This is a genomic window from Amycolatopsis sp. FBCC-B4732 (genome assembly GCF_023008405.1).
In the GTDB taxonomy this organism is placed as follows: Bacteria; Actinomycetota; Actinomycetes; order Mycobacteriales; family Pseudonocardiaceae; genus Amycolatopsis; species Amycolatopsis pretoriensis_A.
Map to the genome: position 1 here is coordinate 5,002,448 of NZ_CP095376.1, position 17,993 is coordinate 5,020,440.

Sequence of the window (17,993 nt, forward strand, 5' to 3'; positions counted from 1 at the left end):
CCCGAGGCGGTCAGCTCTTGCTGTTGCCCCACAAGGACTTGTCGTCGACCTTGACGCTGGCCACCGGCCCGAAGACCGCGCCGTCGGCGGTGACCAGCGGCGCGGCCAGCTGGTCCTCCATCAGGCCGTCGCGCACGGCCACGATGGTGCTGTCGTGGTCGGTCCGGCCCGGCACCGGCTTCTTGCCGTCGATCGCGTCCTTGACGTACTGCAACGCGTACTGGGCGAACAGGTCCGCGGGCTGGGACACCGTCGCGTCCATTTCGCCGGCCCGGATCTTCTCGAGCTCCTCGGGAATACCGTCGTTGGACACGACGAACACGTGCTTCGGATCGGACGGCGGCACGAGCAGGCCCCGCTGCTTCAGCAGCTGCAGCGTCCCGGAAAGCGCGAAGCTGGACTGCATGTAGACGCCCTTGATGTCCGGGTTCGCGGTCAGCCGCGTCTGCAGTTTCTGGGCCGCGGTGCCGGCGTCCCAGTTGGTGGCTTCGCCGAACACCGTGACGGCGGGGAAGTTCTGCTTCATGCAGTCGTCGAAGGCCTCGGTGCGGTCGCGCCCGTTGATCGAGGCGAGGTCGCCCTGCAGCATCACGACCTTGCCGCGGCCGCCGAGCTTCGTGCCGAGGAACCGGCACGCCTTTTCCCCGTAGGCGCGGTTGTCCGCCCGGACGACCATGTAGACGTTCCCCTGGTCGGGTCGGGTGTCGACGGACACGACCGGGATCTTCTTTGCCGCCAGCTGCTGCAGCGTCGGGATGATGGCCGCGGTGTCCTGCGGCGCCATGACGACACCCTTGACGCCCTGGCTGATCATCGTCTGCACGTTGGCGGTCAGCGTGGCGACGTCGTTCTGCGAGTTCGTCGTCTTGAGGTCGAGCCCGAACCGCCCGGCGAACTGGGGCACGTACTTGATGTAGGCGTTCCAGAAGTCGGTGTCCGAGCGCGGGTAGTCGACGCCGACGACGGTGCCGCCGGACGCCGTCGTGCCGCCGCTGCTGCAGCCGGCGAGCACGCCGGCCGCGACGAGCGCGACGGTGCACAGGTAGCGGATCTTCATGACCTCTCCTCGTTGACGGGCTGCGGACGGGTGTGCGGGCCGGTGCTCATGCGACCACCACCGCTTCTTCTTGCCAGGCCGGACCGTCGGGGTACCGGTAGCGCGCGAGGGATCCGGGGTGCAGCCGGGCGCCGAGGCCGGGCCGCTCCGGAGCCAGGTACCTCCCGCGCTCGACCCGCACCGGGTCGACGAAGTGCTCGTGCAGGTGGTCCACGTACTCGATGACGCGGTCGTGCCGCGTCCCGCTCACCGCGACGAAGTCGAACATCGCCAGGTGCTGCACCATTTCGCACAGCCCGACCCCGCCGGCGTGCGGGCACACCGGCACGCCGAACTTCGCGGCCAGCAACAGGATCGCGATGTTCTCGGTGACGCCGGCGACCCGGCTCGCGTCGAGCTGCAGGACGTCGATCGCCTCCGCCTGCAGCAGCTGCTTGAACATCACCGCGTTGTGCGTGTGCTCCCCGGTGGCCACCTTGATCGGCGCGACCGCCCGGCGGATCGCGGCGTGGCCGAGCACGTCGTCGGGTGAGGTCGGCTCTTCGATCCAGTACGGGTCGAACTCCGCCAGCGGCCGCAGCCACGCGATGGCCTGGTCGACACCCCAGACCTGGTTGGCGTCGATGGCGATCCGCACGTCCGGGCCGACCACCTCGCGGGCCAGCCGGAGCCGCCGGACGTCCTCGTCGAGGTCGGCCCCGACCTTGAGCTTGATCTGGGTGAACCCGGCCTCGACCGCCTCCGCCGCGAGCGCCGCGAGCTTCTCCGGCGCGTAGCCGAGCCAGCCGGGAGTCGTGGTGTAGGCGGGATAACCCGACGCGAGCAGCTCGGCCTGCCGCGCGGCCCGGCCGGGTTCGGCGCGACGGAGGATGTCGAGGGCCTCGTCCCGGGTAAGCGCTTCCCGCAGGTACCGGAAGTCGACCAGGTCGACCAGGTCCGCCGGCGGCAGCCCGGCGAGCAGCCGCCAGACCGGCTTGCCTTCGCGGCGCGCCCGCAGGTCCCACACGGCGTTGACGATCGCCGCCGCCGCCATGTGGATCGCGCCCTTGTCGGGGCCCAGCCACCGGAGCTGGCTGTCGCCGGTGAGGCGGCGCGAGAAACCGCCGAGATCGGCGAGCGCGTCCTCGACCGGCATCCCCGCGACCAGCGGCACCAGGGCCCGGACGGCGGCGACCTGCACGTCGTTGCCGCGGCCGACGGTGAACGCGAGGCCGTACCCCTCCTCCCCCGTGCTCGTGCGGATGGTCACGTAGGCGGCGGAGTAGTCGGGTTCCGGGTTCATCGCGTCGGAACCGTCCAGGCTCAGCGACGTCGGGAAGCGGACGTCGACGGCTTCGATCGCGCTGATCACCTCGGGCAAGGTCGCCACCTCTCCCTCGAACACCTCGGACAGACAACATACGTATGGCTACGCTTCCGCCGCCAGAAAGTCCAGAAGCAAGGTAGCGTCCGCAAAAGTCTGGTCGAGACATCATACGTCTGCTACCGTTTTTGACGCCTCACCGCGAGAGACCCGTCGTAGCCGAAGCACTGCCGCTGAGATGGATTCGGGGTCACCATGACAGCTGGAACAGGCACTTCCCGGAGATCCGCGCTCAAGTACCTGGGGGCCGGGGGCGTGGCCGCGAGCGCGCTGCTCACCGCGTGCACGAGCGTCCAAGAAGGCCAGAACGGGGGCCGGTCCGGGCCCTTCCCGGGCACACCGCAGTGGCGGTTCGTGTTCGTCAACCACGTCACCACGAACTCGTTCTTCGTGCCGACGCGAACCGGCCTCGCCGACGCCGCGGCCCTGCTCGGGGTGCCCGAGCCACAGTGGACCGGCTCGGAGAACGGCAACGTCGCCCAGATGGCGAGCGCCATGGAGACCGCGATCACCGGCAAGGCCGACGGGATCGCCGTGGCCCTGACCGACGACAACGCGTTCGTCGACCTCACCAAACGCGCGCTGGGCCAAGGCATTCCCGTGATCGCCTACAACGCCGACGCGGCCGGCAACTACCCGCTGACCTACGTCGGCCAGGACCTGTACCTGTCCGGTTTCCGGATGGGGCAGCGCATCGCGCAGAAGGTCACCTCCGGCGACATCCTGGTCGGCATCTCCCAGCCGGGCGGCAACAACGTCCAGCCGCGGCTCGACGGCATCACCGACGCCCTCAAGCAGGCCGCGCCCGGCGTGCGCGTCCAGTCGGTGAACACCGGCGCCGAGCAGGCCGGTGAGCTCAACGCGATGACCGCCGCCTACACCGGGAACACCGCGGCCAAAGGGATCTACGCGGTCGACGCGGGCAGCACCGCCGCGTGCGCGAAGCTCATCGCCGACCGCGGCCTGACCGGCAAGATCGGCGGCGGCGGGTTCGACCTGCTCGACGACACGGTCACCGGGGTGCAGGCCGGCGCGCTCGACTTCACCATCGACCAGTCCCCGTACCTGCAGGGCTTCCTGTCGGTGCTCTACCTGTACCTGTTCCGGCTGTCCGGCACGCTGGTCGCGCCGCCGGTCACCGACACCGGCCTCACGTTCGTCACCAAGGAGAACGTCAGCCCGTACGCGACGGCCAAGAGCCGGTTCGAAGGCGGCGACAACAAGGACGTGATCGCGATGCCGGGCTCGATCCCGCTGCCGCCCGCGTCGGTGCTGAGCCGGTAGCGGGGCGACGACGTGAGATCGCTGCTGCTCGGCGTGATGCGGGTCAAGGAACTGAGCATCCTGCTGGTCACGATCGCCGCCGGGATCTACTTCACGGTGACGACCGGCGCGTTCGACTCCGTGGACAACTACCAGACGATCGCGCAGTACGTGGCCCCGTGGTCGATCATCGCCGCGGGGCAGGTGATGCTGCTGATCTGCGGCGAAATCGACCTGTCCGCCGGGTTCGTCTTCACCCTGTCGCCGTTCCTGCTGATGCAGTTCTTCGTCAACGGCTGGCCGCTGTGGCTCGCGCTGCTCGCCGCGATCGTGCTGTGCGCGCTGATCGGCGTGGTGAACGGGCTGATCCGGACCGTGCTGACGATCCCGTCCTTCATCACCACCCTCGGCATGGCGTTCCTGTTGCAGGGCTTGGTGCTCGTCATCTCCAACGCCCGGCCGGTCGGGGCGCCGAAGGACAGCGCGGTGCTCGAGGTGTTCGGCGGCGCGCGCTGGACCGAGTTCCTGTGGGCGATCGGCGTGGTCGTCGTGATGCAGGTGGTGCTCTCGGCGACGCGCTTCGGCATCCACACGCAGGCCACCGGCGGCAATCCGGTCGGCGCCGCGGAGTCCGGTATCCCGGTCAACCGGGTGAAGGTGGTCAACTTCGCGGTCACCAGCACCCTGGCCGGGCTCGCCGGCATCCTGCAGGGCACCCGGGTCGGCTCGTACGACCCGACGAACGGGGGGTTCACGACGATGTTCTTCGCGGTGGCGGCGGCCGTCATCGGCGGGACGGCGCTGCTCGGCGGATCGGGGACGGTGGCCGGCGCGTTCCTGGGCGCGCTGCTGCTCGGCATCGTGTTCGACGGGTTCAACCTGACCGGGATCAGCGCGAACGCGTTCAACGTCGTGCTCGGCGCCGCCATCCTGGGCGCGATGGTGCTGAACGTGACGCTGATCGTGGTGCGCAAACGCGTCGGCTCCCGGGAGGTGGCATGACCGACGTCATCCGTGCCGAAGGCATCAGCAAGAGCTTCGGGCCGGTCGCCGCGCTCACCGACATTTCCCTGCACGTGGGGCGCGGCGAAATCCTCGGGCTCATCGGGGACAACGGCGCGGGCAAGTCGACGCTGATCAAGATCCTCACCGGCTACCACCAGCCCGACGGCGGCCGTCTCCTGTTCGAGGGCGAGCCGGTGACGCTGAAGTCGGTGGTGCACGCGAGGTCGCTGGGCATCGAGACGGTGTTCCAGGACCTGGCGATGGTCGACGACCTGCCCGTCTACCTGAACCTGCACCTCAACCGCGAGCTGACGCACCGCCCGCTGCCGTTCCTGCGGCGCGGGGAGATGAAGCGCCGCGCCCGCGAGGCGCTCGACTCGATCGGCATCAGCATCCCCTCGGTGACCACCGAGGTCGGCATGCTCTCCGGCGGCCAGCGGCAGGCGATCGCGGTCGCGAGGTCGGTGTATTCGAACGCGAAGCTGCTGCTGCTCGACGAGCCGCTCGCCGCGATGGGCGCCAAGGAGAGCGCGGTGATCCTGCGCCTGCTGCAGGAACTGAAGCAGCGCGGGGACATCGCGATCATCCTCATCGCCCACAACTACGGCCAGGTGGTGGACATCTGCGACCGGGTGAACCTGGTGCAGCACGGGGAAATCACGTTCGACCGGGCATCCGCGGACACGTCGGTGGCCGAGCTGCTGGAGCTGGTGAACGCGGAGTACCGCCTCGGCGGCGGCCAGTAGACCGGGCGACGGCAAGGGCGGATGTGGCCCGCTCCCCCGCTCGCGGACGGCCGCCACGGCCGGGTCACCCCGTCCCTTCCGGCTCTTCGAACGGAGTCGCGTACGACGGCGGACGGGCCCGCAGCGCCAGCCGCAGCGTCAGGCGGATCCGGGTGGAGGGCGGCAGCTCCACCCGCAGCCACGGGCCGTCGAGGTCGATCGAGCGGTGCGTCACGACCGGTTCGCGGTGGCCGTAGTCGTACAGGCCGCCGATCCACGACGGGTCGTCGCACGTCGTGTAGCTCGCGGTCCGGAAGTGGTGCTCGGCGAACGCGCCGGCCTGGACGACGACCGACCGCGGCGCTGCCGGGTCCAGGTTGACCAGCTCGACCACGGTCGCCCCGGGATCGATGGCGGAGACCAGCGCCGCCACCGACGGGGGCAGACCGGGGCGTCGCGCGGCCGCGTCGTGGTAGCGGACGCGGGCCTGTTGCAGGCCGCCGTTGTAGATCACCTGCGGACCGCCCCACGTGAGCTGCACCAGCGCTTCGGTGACCACGGGGTTGGACTGCTGCCACAGGTGGATGTCGGCCTCGGGAACGGGACGGCCGCGGTACCGCGCCATCCGCGCCAGCCGGTGGCGGACCTGGGCCTGGGCGGCGGCGAGGATCCGCTCCGGGTACTCCGGGTTGTCCCCGGCCAGGTAGGCGAACCAGGGCTCCTCGTGCCCGGCCTCCTCCTTGCTGCGGAACGGCCGGACGGTCCGCCAGTCGTGGCCGCCGGCCGCGCGCAGCCGGTCGAGGCGGTCCCGGTCGACGGCCGCGCCCGAGTGGTGCCACAGCGCGACCGGCACGCCCATCAGCATCGGGTTGTGGTCGAACCAGCCCCGGTCGTCGTGGCGGAAAGGCACGTGCAGCGTCGGGGTGTCCACGTCCTCGCGCAGCTGCACCGTCCACTTGGACGCGAGGCTGGAGTCCGCTTCGGTGAACGCCATCACCTTGCCGTGGGCGATGATTTCGTCCAGCGCCGGGCGCACCAGGTCGGTGAACGTGTCGTCGCCGGTGGCGAGCGCGGCGGACAGGGCGGCGACGACGGCGGCGTGCCCGACGCTGTACCAGCCGTGCGGCCAGGACCAGCCGTAGTGCCCGCCGTACCAGCGGCCCTCCAGCAGCCCCCCGACGGTCCCGTCGGGAGCGACGTTGTCGGGGAGGATGCCGTTGTTGGCCGCCGCGCGCTCCCGCCACGCGCCGACGTACTCGGCGAGCCACTCGCGGTAGCGTTCTTCGCCGGACAGCAGCAGCGCGTTGAACACGAGCCCGGAGGCGGCGAGGTTGACCGCGGTGTCCCCCACCCCGATCCGCCGCCGCATCTCTTCGCCCAGACGGGGATCACGCTCTCGCGGTGGCTCCCCGGCGTCCGCCGGCAGCAGCCATTCGAGCGGGAAGCCGTACAGCTCGGCTTCGTGCGGCAGCCACGGGTACGAGCCGCCGTCGAAGAGTCCTTCGCGGGCGGGGTCGCTGCCGTTGTGCGGACGGCGGATGATCCGGTGCGCGGGGTCGTAGTTGCCGTGGGCCGGGTCGACGTAGAGCTCCGCGAACCGCAGCGCGCGAGCGCGCCACCGCCCGGGCGCCGCCATGCACAGGAAGTACAGCAGCAGCAGGCTTTCGCCCTGGTGGAACCAGTCGTAGCCGCGTTCGTACCCGCCGGCCAGCATGCCCAGCTCGGTCAGCTGCCGGGTGACGCCTTCCCAGTGCCGCTCCGACTCGGCGAGCAGGTCTTCGGCGCCGCCGAGCAGGTAGAGCTGGGGCCAGTTGAAGAACGTCTCGTAGAAGTCGTCGACGCCGTCGCGGGTGGTGAGCGCGTCCGCGTAGGCGAGCCGCCCGTCCGGGCCGGTGAAGTCCCGGGCGAACTGCCGCCAGGCGCGGTCGAGCAGGGCGAACAGCTCCCGCTGGGCGAGCGCCCAGCCCGGCGGTTCGAGCAGCGGCACCGAGGCCGTGATGACGGGGTGCACGTCACTCCTTGGTCGCGCCGGCCAGCATCCCGGCGACCAGGAAGCGCTGGGAGAACAGGAAAACGACGAGCACCGGCGTGATCGCCAGCAGCGTGGCCAGCGCCAGCTCCGGGCGCTGTACCGCCGCGGTGCCGACCGTCGGGTTGAACTGCGGCACCGAGTTCAGCAGGGTGCCCAGGCCCACCTGGACCGGGAACTGGTCGCTCTGCGGCAGCAGGACGTAGGGCAGGAAGTAGTTCGTCCAGTTGGCCACGAAGCTGAAGAACCCGACCAGTGCCACGATCGGCGCGGCCAGCGGCAGCGCGACGCGCCGGAACACCCCGAACTGCGTGCAGCCGTCGAGCTCGGCCGCGTCGAGCAGGTCGCGGGGCACGGCGGTGGTGAAGTAGATGTAAGTCAGGTACACGCCGAACGGGTAGAACGCGTACGGCAGCACGACCGACCACATCGAGCCGATCAGCCGCACCGCGTTGAGTTCGAGGAACAGCGGCACGACGAGGGTGGCGTTCGGCATCAGCATGACCACCAGCGTCGCGACGAGGAGCGTTTTGCGGCCGCGGAACTCGGTCATCGCGAGCGCGTAGCCGGCCGGGATCGCCACGCCCAGCGTGATCGCCAGCGCCACGAACGAATAGAGCGCGGAGTTGCCCAGCCAGTGGAAGATGGCGTTGTCCTGGAAGGACGTCAGCGCGCTCCAGTTGTCCGCCAGCGCCCGCCACGAGCCGAAGGACAGGGGGTTCCCGTGCACGAGCTGGTCGTCGGTCTTCGTGGCCGCCAGCACGAGCCACAGCAGCGGGAGCACGAAGAACACCAGGAACAGCACCAGGATCAAGGCCGGCAGCGGGTTCACCCGCCGGCGGGCGCTCTCAGTCGGCATCGAAGAACCCCGATCGCGCGACGAACACCCCGGCGACGACGAGCCCGACCACCAGCAGCTCCACCGAGATCGCCGCGGCGGTGTTGACGTTGTCGTTCTGGAAGGCGAAGTCGTAGGAGAGCTGGTTGAGCGAGTAGTCGCGCCCGGCCACGCCGACGCTCGCCTGCGACAGCAGCTGCGGTTCGACGAACAGCTGGGTCCCGCCGGCGAAGGCCAGGATGACCATGTAGACGATCCACTTGCGCAGCAGGGGGATCTGGATCCGCCACGCCGTCTGCCACGCCCCGGCGCCGTCGATCCGCGCGGCCTCCAGCAGCTCGGGCGAGATGGTGTTCAGCGCGCCGTACAGCACGACGATCCAGCCGCCCGCCCCGGTCCAGAAGGCGATCAGCGTGAACAGGACCGGGAGGTGCTCCGGCGCGACGACCTGGCCGAAGGTGCCGAACCCGAACGCGCGCAGCAGTGCGCTCACCGGGCTCACCGCCGGGTCGAGCAGGAACAGCCACACCATGACGCTCGCGGCCCCGGCCAGCGCGCCCGGGATGTAGTAGAGGAACCGCAGCGCCCTGCTGACGGCGGCCGCTCCCAGGCGGTGCAGCAGCACGGCCAGCGCGACCACGAACACCACCAGGGACACCAGCCAGAGCACGAGGTACAGCGCCACGTGCCCGACCGCGGCGAGGTACCGGAAGTCACTCGCGGCCTCGACGAAGTTCGCCACGCCGGCGAATTCGTCGCCCGCGTCGGTGAAGGCGAAGTACACCGCGTACACCGTGGGGACGACGCCGAACGCGATCAGCAGGACGACGTAGGCGGCGACGAACAGGTGCCCGGACCGGCCCGGCCGGAACGTCCGCCGTCGCGTCACCGGCTGACCTCGTACCCGTTCGACTGCGCGTAGTTGGTGATCGCGGTCTGCCACTCCGAGAGCATCGAGACGATCGGCTTGCCCGCCGTCAGGCCCGGGGTGACGGTCGCGGCCCAGATCGCCTCCTGGCTGAACTGCCCGTAGCCCCACCCGCGCCACACCTGCGGGGCCGCCGCCTGCAGGGGGCCGGTGATGTCGTTGGCGTAGTACCCGCCGGAGGCCTGCGTCGCCAGCCACGTCTTGGCCACCGGGCCGTAGGCCGGGTAGCCCGGGGCGGTCTTGCCCTGGTACTCGTCGGAAGTCGTGACCCAGGTGAGGAAGTCGGTGGCGTCCTTGAGGTTGGCGCTGTGGGCGGACAGCAGCCAGGTGCCGCCGCCGACGTTGCCCACCGACGGCGCCGGGTCGCCGGCCCACTGCGGCAGCGGGGCGGCGGCGATCTGCCCGGCCGGGGTCTTCAGCGACTCCTGGAAAACCGACCCGCCGAACCACGACGGCCCGGGCAGCATGAGGATCTTGTCCGCGGCGTTCTTGGCGAAGTCGGAGCTGAACACGCTCCCGGTCGACATCGTCTTGTTCCGCACGAGCGTGTCGAGCAGGGCCGCCATCCGCGTGCAGGCCGGGCTCGTGGTGTCGACCTTGACCTTCTTGGGGCCGGTGATCTCGTTGGCGCCGCACTTGCCGGCCCAGAGGTAAATCTCGGGGGCGAAGCTGTCGCCGGCCGCGCCCACGAGGTAGCCCGGGTGCTCCGCCGCGACGCGCTGCCCCAGCGCCTGGTAGTCCTCCCAGGTTTCGGGGACCTGGTAACCCCAGGACCGCATCAGGGACGCGTTGTACCAGAGCACGGTCTGGGCGAGGTCGTTGCGCAGGCAGTAGAGCGTGCCGTCGACCGTGCACGGGTCGTTGGCGCCGGCGGTCCAGCCGTTCAGGGTGGCGGCCGGGACCTGGCCCTTGTCCAGCGGCGCGGTGAACCCGGCCGGCACCGCCCACGTCGCTTCGTTGTTCTGCGAGCTGAACACGACGTCCGGCCAGCCGCCGCGGGTCCGGTTGAACAGGCCCACCTTGGTCTGCAGGTAGTTCGAGCCGTTGGCGTCGCCGTCGTAGGTGACGATGTCCAGCTGCACCGCGGGGTGCTGCTTCTGGTACGCCTGGGCGGCGGGCAGCCGCGTCGAGTCGACCCAGACGACGATCTTCCCGCCGGTCTGCGGCACCGGCTGGAACCCGCCCTGGCCGCCGCCGCTCCCCCCGTTCCCGCAGGCCGTGACCGCGGCGAGGGTGGCCACCGCACCGAGGACCAGGCCCGCCCGCCGACGGGCTGCGGTGGCGCGCGCACGAACTGTCATGAGGTACTCCACTTCATCGTGGCACCTGATATGTGTCATACACATCTTCGGCAGACGGCTGCTTCGGCGGCACCATCTCAGCGTCTTGGCCGGGGGTTCGTCAAGAGGCGAGTCAGAATGAGTCATACTCATCGGCAGCCCTCTACACTCCGACCACCGAGCGCGAAGGAGGTGAGCCGGTGGACGAGCCGCCGTCGGCCCCGTACCGGCCGGGGTACGAACTCGTCGCCGAACGGGTCCTCGAGCTCATCGCCGAGCTCCGGCTGCGGCCCGGGGACCGCATGCCCACGGAGAACGAGCTCGCCGCCCGGCTGAGCACCTCGCGCACCGTGGTGCGCGAGGCGATCAAGATCCTCTCCGCCCTCGGCCGGGTGCGCGCCCAGAAGGGCCGGGGCCTCTACGTGGCCGACGACGAAGGGATGCTCGGCTCGGCCCGCTGGTCGGGCTTCTTCCTGCCCACCGACCTGGACCACGTCTACATGCTGTTCGAGTTCCGCCGCGTCCAGGAGACGACCGCCGCCCGGCTGGCCGCGACCCGGGCCACGCCGGCCGAGCTCCGCACGATCGAGGCGGCCGCGGAAACCTGCCGGGAAGGCCACCTGACCGGCGAGGCCACCCTGTTCGACCGCGGCGACGAAGACTTCCACCTCGGCATCGCGGCCGCGTCCCACAACCAGTTCTTCCTGGCGTCCGTCCGCGAAGCCCGGCGGCTGCAACGCCAGTCCAGCACCATCGGCCTCCATGGCACGGTCGGCGGCCACGCGCCCGAGGCGGTCGAGGAACACGCGGCGATCTTCGAGGCCATCCGCGCCGGCAACCCGGAAGCGGCCGCCGAAGCCGCCGCGATCCACCTCGACAACACCCTGGAGGACTACCGCCGCGAGATCCAGCGCCGGGTGTTCGGCTAGCGCGTGCCTAGCCCGAGGTGGCCGCGTTGAGCACCGGCTTCGGGACCGAGACCTGGTTCAGCCCCCAGCGCGACATGATCCCGACGTACGTGCCGTTCCGGAACAGCTCTTCGAACACCTGCTGCAGGACCGGGCCCAGCTTCGAGGACTTGGGGACGTACAACGCCAGGTCGTCCTTCGTCGCCCCCTGCGCCTCGGTCTGGGTGACGTACTTGTTCCCGCCCTGCCGCTGCGTCACGTCGATCGCGGCCGCCTCCGTCATCCCCGCGGCGTCCGCGCGGCCCGAGCGGGTGGCCAGCAGCGTGGCGTCGGTGTCGTCGAGGCCGACGGTCTGCGTCGCCGGGTGCCGGTGGTCGGTGCAGAAGCGGGACAGCTTGCCCAGCTGCTCCTCGACGACGCTGGCGGTCACCACCGCGATGCGCTTGCCGCAGAGGTCTTCGACCCGCGCGATCCCGGCCGTCGAACCGACGGGGAAGACGTAGGCGGTGCGGGTGGTCATCCAGGTGATCGTGTCGAACTGCTTCTCCCGCTCGGCGGTGGCCTTGACCGGGCCGTTGAACGCGTCGTACCGGTTGCCCAGCATGCCTTGCAGCGCGGCCGGCAGACCGGCGACGACGACGGTCTGCGTCCTGACCCCGAGCACCTGCCCGATCGCGGCCTGGAAGTCGGCGTCGATCCCGGTGACCGTGCCGTCCTGGGCGACCGTGCGGTAGGGCGGATGGGAATCACCGGCGAACCTGAGCACCCCGGCATCCTTGATCGCCTGCGGCAGCGCGTCGTGCAGGGTCGGCACGACCGCGAGGTTCGTCGCGGTGGCCAAGGTCGCGGACCCGGAACCCACGGTGCACCCGGCAAGGGCCGTTCCGATGACGGCGACCGCGAGGATCATGCTTCGGCTTCGTCGACGAAGAGGGGATCGCATAGTGCGTTTCTTCCTTGGCTGAGGTCACTCCGGCGAAGAACAGGTTGCTGAGACGGCGGCGATCGTTGCACAAACTGTCGCCCGGTACAACCCGCTTCACTTCGGCCACCTTCAAACCGACTCGCACAAGTCCATTGCCGCATCGAGCTCGTCAGCGAGACCGGTGACTTCCCACCCGCCGACCGCCGCCGGAAGTGCTCTCACCGTCAGCGCCCGGCAGCGACCACCGCCGGCTTGATCACTTCGGCGGCGAATTCACGGAACGTGGTGGGCGTGGTGTTCCCGGCGGTGCGGGACGTGCCGTTGTTGATGCCACGTTCGCCGGCGACGTCCATGTCCGTCACGGAACGGGCCATCGCCTCGGAGAAACCACGGCCGACGAGGAAACGCTCGACGGCGGCGCGATCCCCTGGCCGGTACGCGACGGGCACACCGAGGACGTCGGTGAGGATTTCGGCGATGTCGTGGTGCGAAAGGTCTTCGCCACCGAGGACGTCGACGGTGTCCTGCCCGGTCCAAGCGCGGTCGAGGAGGTACCCGGCGGCGAGCGCCGCGATGTCCTCGGTCGCGATCCAGGGCGTGGCGAAGCCGGCGGGGAGGGTGCCGGAGAGGACCCCGGTCCCGATGGCGGCCGCCTGCCTCAGGAAGTTGTCCATGAACGCGGGCAGCGCCAGGGCCCGCAGGTGCGCGCCGGTGCTGCGGAAGAGGTCTTCCATCGCGTGCGAGGCCGACACGTGCCCGGCGTAGATCCCCGAGCCGCGGCCGAGCGCGGAGACGATCACGATCCGGGGAACCGCGTGGCGCACGACGGCGTCGGCACCCGGGATCGAGGCGCTCACGTAGGCCTCGTAGGGACTGCTCGCGGTCGCGTCCGCCGGCATCAACCAGAACAGGGCGCCGGCACCCTCGAGGGCGCGGTCCAGCACGTCGCGATCGCGGTGCGACCCGACGACGATCTCGGCCCGGTCCCGCACTCCGGCGGGCAGCTTCCCGGGGTCGCGGACGACGAGGCGAAGCGGCTCGCGCCGCTGGAGCAAGGTGGCGACGAGCTTGCTGCCGATCTGCCCGGTCGGGGCGGTGACCACGATCATGGATGATGTCTCCGTTCAGCGGAACCAAAAGTAAACTCTACCGTACCGTATACTTTGAGGTGGACGCCATGGCCCGACGCGGGGAAGCGCTGCGCGAGCACATCCTCGACGCGGCGAAGCTCGCGTTCCTGGAAACCGGTTTCGAACGGACCTCCATGGACGCCATCGCGGCGCGCGCGGAGACGTCGAAGCGTTCGTTGTACGCGCACTTCCCGACCAAGGACACGCTGTTCCTCGCGGTCGTCGAGCGCATCCGCGCCCTATTCGGCGAACGGATGGGCACGCCCGCCGCGTACGCCGAAGACCCGCTGGAAGCGGTCGTGCGGTACTGCGGGCGCTTCGTGCAGCTGCTGCGCTGGTCGTCGGTGGGCCGGATGCTCCGCCTAGGGATCGCCGAAGCCGAACGCCTGCCGGACCTGGCGGCCGGGTTCTACGACGTCCTTTTCGAAGTCACGACCGCCGACCTCGCGTCACACCTGGTGCAGACGCTGGGGCTCGCAACCGGCGAGGCGCACGCCGCGGCGAGCGACCTGATCGGCCTCACCGTCCACCCGGCACTCCCCCGCCTGCTGTTCGGCGTCGACGCCCTCACGGAGCAACCGCCGGAGCAGGCCCGCCTGGCGGCCGACGTCGACCTCGACCGCATCCGCCGGCTCCTGCGCCGCGTCCTGCCACCGGACGGACGCGAACAGCCCTGAACCATCGTCCACACGGGACACTGGTGTTCCCCACCGAACCGCCACCGCGTCACGGCTTCCCCGGCGGCCCGCCCCGACCCTTCGCCTGCTTGACATCCCGGTGCGGCTCGCCGTGCGGCCTCACCGGCCCACACGCAGGCTCCTCCACCGCGACCTGCCACCGAGCGGACGCTGGTGCTCCCCGCTGAACCACCACCACGTCACGGCTTCCCCGGCGACCCGCCCCGTCCCTTCGCCTGCTTGACGTCCGGATGCGGATCACCGTGCGGCTCACCGGGCCACCCGCAGGCTCCTCCACCGCGACCTGCCACCGGTGCTCCCTGCTGAACCACCACCACATCACGGCTTCCCCGGCGGCCCGCCCCGACCCTTCGCGTGCTTGACATCCGGGCACCGACCACCGTGCGGCCTCACCGGCCCACACACAGGCTCCTCCACCGCGACCTGCCACCGAGCGGACGGGGGTGTCCCCCACCGAACCGCCACCACGTCACGGCTTCCCCGGCGACCCGCCCCACCCCTTCGCCTGCTTAACATCCCGGTGCGGATCACCGTGCGGCCTCACCGGCCCATCCGCTTGCTTCTCCACCGCGACCTGCCACCGAGCGGACGCTGGTGCTCCCTGCCGAACCGCCACCACGTCACGGCTTCCCCGGCGACCCGCCCCGACCCTTCGCCTGCTTCACATCCCGGTGCGGATCACCGTGCGACTTCGCCGGCCCATCCGCCCGCTTCTCCGGGCCGGCCTTCGGCGGTGCAGCGACCACACCCGCGGCCGCCGGCGGGGCGGCTTGGGAGGATGCCACCACCAGCGCCGTCGCCGGGGACGAGGTGACCTGAACCGGGACCACGACCGAACCGGTGGGCGGCACGGCCTCGGGCACGACGGCCGGCGCGGGCCCGGGATCGGCCGGCCTCGCGAGCACCGCCGTCAGCACCGCCGCCGCGGCCACCGCCGCCAGGCCGCCGGCCCACGCCCGTCGTCGGCCGGGCGGTGCCGGGGCCACGACCGGGACCGCCCGGACGGTGCGGGGCTGCTCGCGCAGCAGCTCCGGGATCTCCGCGGCGGCCGGCCGGTCCGCGGGCTCGCGGGCGGTCATCCGGCGCAGCGTGTCCGCGAGCGGAGCCGGAGTACCGGCGGGGACGCGCGGCGCGCGGTGCAGCCGTGCCATCGCCGACTCCGCCAGGGTGCCGGGGAACTCACGCTGCGCGGTCAAGCACTCCAGCAGGATCAGGCCGAGGGCGTAGACGTCGGCCGGCGGCCCGGCCTGCTCCCCCAGGATCTGCTCCGGCGCCAGGTACGCGGCGGTGCCGGTGACCAGCCCGGTGCCGGTGATGCGCGTGGAGTCCAGCGCGTGCGCGATGCCGAAATCGGTGAGGACCGGACCACCGGGACCGAGCAGGACGTTGGCGGGCTTCAGATCGCGGTGCACGATCTGGCGGGCGTGGACGTGGGCCAGCGCGTCCGCCAGCCGGATCGCCAGCTCGCCCACCTCCTCGGCGGTGAACGGCCCGGCGAGCAGCCGGTCGGCGACGTTCTCCCCGTCGACGAGCTGCATCACCAGGTACGGCCGGTCCCCCTCGGTGCCGCTGTCGTACAACGCGACGATCCGCGGGTGCTGGACGCTGGCCAGCAGCCGCTTCTCCCGCGCCCGGCGCAGCTGGTCCACGGCCACCGCGTGGCGGTCGTAGACCTTGACCGCGACCGCCCGGCCCAGTTCCCGGTCGACGGCCCGGTACACCCGGGCGGTGGCCCCTTCACCGATCAGCGACCCGATCTCGTACCGCCCGGCGATCACGTCCGGCAGCTCGTTCATCGACAGGCACCCCGTCCGGCTCGGCTGCCGTACCGGTACCCGTCGTCCGGGGCCGCGCAAACACGACTTGCGGCCGGCGGGCCAGTGCCTCGCTGACCGCGGCGCGGATCTGGTCCTGACTCGCGGTGGCTTCCGCGCTTTCGATGACGACGCACCGTGACGTCGCGGCCAGATCGCTCAGCAGGCCGCGGATCCGGTCGCTCCAGGCGTCGGCCGACCGCGGGGGACTGCCCGTGTCCTGGTCGAGCAGGACGGTGAGGTCGGGAGGGAGCCGCCCGGTGACCCAGCCGGCCAGGCCGGCCATCACGTCCGAGCCGATCCCGGCCGAACTCGCCAGCCGGTCCAGCGGCGAGTCGATCAGCCGTTCCACGACGACGACGGCTCCCGACTCGAGCGCGGGAAGGACTTCCTGCTCGATCGTGTCCGCGCGGATCGCGGCGGCGGCCAGCGCGCGAGCACGCGGACCGGTCAATGCCGCGCTGGCCATGAGCTCCTCGAAGCGGGGGTCGTCACGTCCGGGGTCCGTGGCGAGCACCACGACGTGCTCCCCCGAGCGCCGGAGCCAGCCGGCCAGCTCGGCCGCGTGACCCGCCGTGCGGGCGCGCGGGGGGCCTTCGACCGCGATGAGGAACCCGGCCGGGCGGCGGGGACGGCGCGACAGGCTGCCGCGCAGGTCGGCGAGCAGGTGGCCCGGCCGGTGCGGGTTCATCTGGCGGTGGGCGAGCACGCCCGCCGCACACGCCAGGGCCGCCGCGCCGAGCAGGACCGGCCGGGTGCCGTCGACGCGCACCTCGTTCCCGAAGACGTGGACCGCCCGCGCGTTGGTCAGCCCGACCAGCAGCGGGACGACCGCGACCGCGACGCCGAGGACGATCTTCAGCAGGGACTGGTAGAGGGCGTTGACCCGGCCGCGGACCTCGTCGGCGACCTGGGACCCGATGATCGTCACGCCGGTCAGGAACGTGGCGCCGGCACAGGCGCCGACCAGCAGGACGCCGGCCAGCGACACGAACAGGTGCGGTGACAACGCCACCAGGACCAGCGAAAGCCCGGCGCCCACGATCGCCACGCCGAACAACCGCTCGTGCGCCAGGCGCGCCGCCACCTTCGGCGCACCGGCGATCCCGGCGCTGAGGCCGACGAACACCGCGGCGAACAGCAACCCGAACCCGGCCTGGCCCGCCAGCACGCTCTTGGCGTAGGACTGGGCCGACCCGACGACCGCTCCCCCGGCGGCGAACGCGCCGACCGCGCCGACGAGCAGGCCGCGCACCAGCGGTGTGGTGCGGATGAAGCGGCCGGCGTCGCGCACCATCGCGGCGACGCCGGGGCGGTCCGCTCCACCCTTGCCGACGCGGTTGCGGTCCGTCGTTCCCGACAGCTCGGGTATCCGCCGGGCGATCAGGAACGAACTCGCGAGGTAGAGCCCGGCCGCGAGGGCGATGGCCACTTTGACGGAACCGTCGGCGCCCAGCACGTCGTCGGGCAGCCGCAGTGAAGGCCCGATGCCGGCGAGGGCGTAGAGCCCGCCGCTGGCGACGACCGAGATGCCGTACGTCATCACCAAGCCGAGCTGGCCGGCCGTTTCGACCTGATCCGGCCGGGGCAGCAGGTTGGGCACGGCGGCGTCCTTGGCCGGGATCCACAGCATCGCGACGCTGCTGGTGAGGAAGGCGCCGGCGAACGGCCACCACGGCAGATCGACCACCACGACCGAAAGCAGCAGGACGCACCGCAGCACGTCGCCGACGGCCATCACCTTCCGCCGGTCGAACCGGTCGGCGAGCAACCCGCCGACCGGGGCGAACAGCAACCCGGGCAGGAGGTTGCTGAACACCACACCGGAAAACGCGAAGCTCTTCACCGCGTAGCTGCCGGCCGCGCTGGAGACGAGATCGGCCACGCCGAGCAAGGCGAGCCAGTCGGCGGTGCTGCACAGGAACGTCACGCCCCAGAGCCGGCGGAAGGGCCGGACCGCCAGCACCCGGCGTACTCGCTGCGGCAGGGACAAGCCCGGTGAGGTCATCGGGCGCACCTTACCCTGCAGG

15 protein-coding genes are annotated in these 17,993 nt (G+C 71.2%); 5 read left to right on the plus strand and 10 right to left on the minus strand.

Annotation, left to right across the window (positions count from 1 at the left end):
• Window positions 1–10: 10 nt before the first annotated feature.
• Together MUY14_RS21340 and MUY14_RS21345 are read right to left on the minus strand one after the other, a co-directional pair.
• A complete protein-coding gene (locus tag MUY14_RS21340; RefSeq protein ID WP_247024939.1) occupies window positions 11–1,057 on the minus strand; it encodes a sugar ABC transporter substrate-binding protein in 1,047 nt (348 codons plus the stop codon).
• A 46-nt stretch (window positions 1,058–1,103) separates the two neighbouring features.
• Window positions 1,104–2,426, minus strand: a complete 1,323-nt coding sequence (locus MUY14_RS21345; protein ID WP_396126832.1) for an enolase C-terminal domain-like protein — start codon at window positions 2,424–2,426, stop codon at window positions 1,104–1,106.
• A 189-nt stretch (window positions 2,427–2,615) separates the two neighbouring features.
• On the opposite strand from MUY14_RS21345, the gene MUY14_RS21350 reads away from it, so the two are divergent.
• The 3 genes from MUY14_RS21350 to MUY14_RS21360 are packed head-to-tail and all read left to right on the plus strand — an operon-like array spanning window position 2,616 to window position 5,434.
• Complete coding sequence (locus tag MUY14_RS21350) at window positions 2,616–3,704, plus strand: substrate-binding domain-containing protein (protein WP_247024941.1); 1,089 nt, start codon at window positions 2,616–2,618, stop codon at window positions 3,702–3,704.
• Window positions 3,705–3,716: 12 nt separating this feature from the next.
• The gene (locus MUY14_RS21355; RefSeq protein WP_247024942.1) at window positions 3,717–4,685 is read left to right on the plus strand and encodes an ABC transporter permease; all 969 of its coding nucleotides are present in this window, start codon (window positions 3,717–3,719) and stop codon (window positions 4,683–4,685) included.
• Window positions 4,682–5,434, plus strand: a complete 753-nt coding sequence (locus MUY14_RS21360; protein ID WP_247024943.1) for an ATP-binding cassette domain-containing protein — start codon at window positions 4,682–4,684, stop codon at window positions 5,432–5,434. The genes MUY14_RS21355 and MUY14_RS21360 overlap by 4 nt, the downstream gene beginning before the upstream one ends.
• Window positions 5,435–5,498: 64 nt before the next feature.
• On the opposite strand, the gene MUY14_RS21365 is transcribed toward MUY14_RS21360, so the two are convergent.
• The 4 genes from MUY14_RS21365 to MUY14_RS21380 are packed head-to-tail and all read right to left on the minus strand — an operon-like array spanning window position 5,499 to window position 10,509.
• A complete protein-coding gene (locus MUY14_RS21365; RefSeq protein WP_247024944.1) occupies window positions 5,499–7,424 on the minus strand; it encodes a hypothetical protein in 1,926 nt (641 codons plus the stop codon).
• Between the two features lies 1 nt (window position 7,425).
• On the minus strand, window positions 7,426–8,301 hold the full coding sequence (locus MUY14_RS21370; RefSeq protein WP_247024945.1) for a carbohydrate ABC transporter permease: 876 nt from the start codon (window positions 8,299–8,301) through the stop codon (window positions 7,426–7,428).
• Window positions 8,291–9,169: a carbohydrate ABC transporter permease gene (locus tag MUY14_RS21375; protein ID WP_247024946.1), complete on the minus strand. Its 879-nt coding sequence runs from the start codon at window positions 9,167–9,169 to the stop codon at window positions 8,291–8,293. Before MUY14_RS21375 ends, MUY14_RS21370 begins: the two co-directional genes overlap by 11 nt.
• On the minus strand, window positions 9,166–10,509 hold the full coding sequence (locus MUY14_RS21380; RefSeq protein WP_247024947.1) for an ABC transporter substrate-binding protein: 1,344 nt from the start codon (window positions 10,507–10,509) through the stop codon (window positions 9,166–9,168). Before MUY14_RS21380 ends, MUY14_RS21375 begins: the two co-directional genes overlap by 4 nt.
• A 179-nt stretch (window positions 10,510–10,688) precedes the next feature.
• On the opposite strand from MUY14_RS21380, the gene MUY14_RS21385 reads away from it, so the two are divergent.
• Window positions 10,689–11,417, plus strand: a complete 729-nt coding sequence (locus tag MUY14_RS21385; protein WP_247024948.1) for a FadR/GntR family transcriptional regulator — start codon at window positions 10,689–10,691, stop codon at window positions 11,415–11,417.
• A 7-nt stretch (window positions 11,418–11,424) separates the two neighbouring features.
• Here MUY14_RS21385 and MUY14_RS21390 read toward each other — a convergent pair whose 3' ends face one another.
• Together MUY14_RS21390 and MUY14_RS21395 are read right to left on the minus strand one after the other, a co-directional pair.
• Window positions 11,425–12,306, minus strand: coding sequence for a transporter substrate-binding domain-containing protein (locus MUY14_RS21390; protein WP_247024949.1), 882 nt, complete (start codon window positions 12,304–12,306; stop codon window positions 11,425–11,427).
• Between the two features lie 239 nt (window positions 12,307–12,545).
• Window positions 12,546–13,430 carry an NAD(P)H-binding protein gene (locus MUY14_RS21395; RefSeq protein WP_247024950.1) on the minus strand — a complete coding sequence of 295 codons (885 nt, stop codon included), beginning with the start codon at window positions 13,428–13,430 and terminating at the stop codon, window positions 12,546–12,548.
• A 68-nt stretch (window positions 13,431–13,498) separates the two neighbouring features.
• Here MUY14_RS21395 and MUY14_RS21400 point away from each other — a divergent pair, with 68 nt between their 5' ends.
• The gene (locus tag MUY14_RS21400) at window positions 13,499–14,128 is read left to right on the plus strand and encodes a TetR/AcrR family transcriptional regulator (RefSeq protein ID WP_247024951.1); all 630 of its coding nucleotides are present in this window, start codon (window positions 13,499–13,501) and stop codon (window positions 14,126–14,128) included.
• Window positions 14,129–14,769: 641 nt separating this feature from the next.
• On the opposite strand, the gene MUY14_RS21405 is transcribed toward MUY14_RS21400, so the two are convergent.
• Window positions 14,770–15,945 (minus strand): serine/threonine-protein kinase, encoded by a 1,176-nt coding sequence (locus tag MUY14_RS21405; RefSeq protein ID WP_247024952.1) that lies wholly within the window; start codon window positions 15,943–15,945, stop codon window positions 14,770–14,772.
• A complete protein-coding gene (locus MUY14_RS21410; RefSeq protein WP_247024953.1) occupies window positions 15,887–17,971 on the minus strand; it encodes an MFS transporter in 2,085 nt (694 codons plus the stop codon). Before MUY14_RS21410 ends, MUY14_RS21405 begins: the two co-directional genes overlap by 59 nt.
• Between the last annotated feature and the right edge of the window lie 22 nt (window positions 17,972–17,993).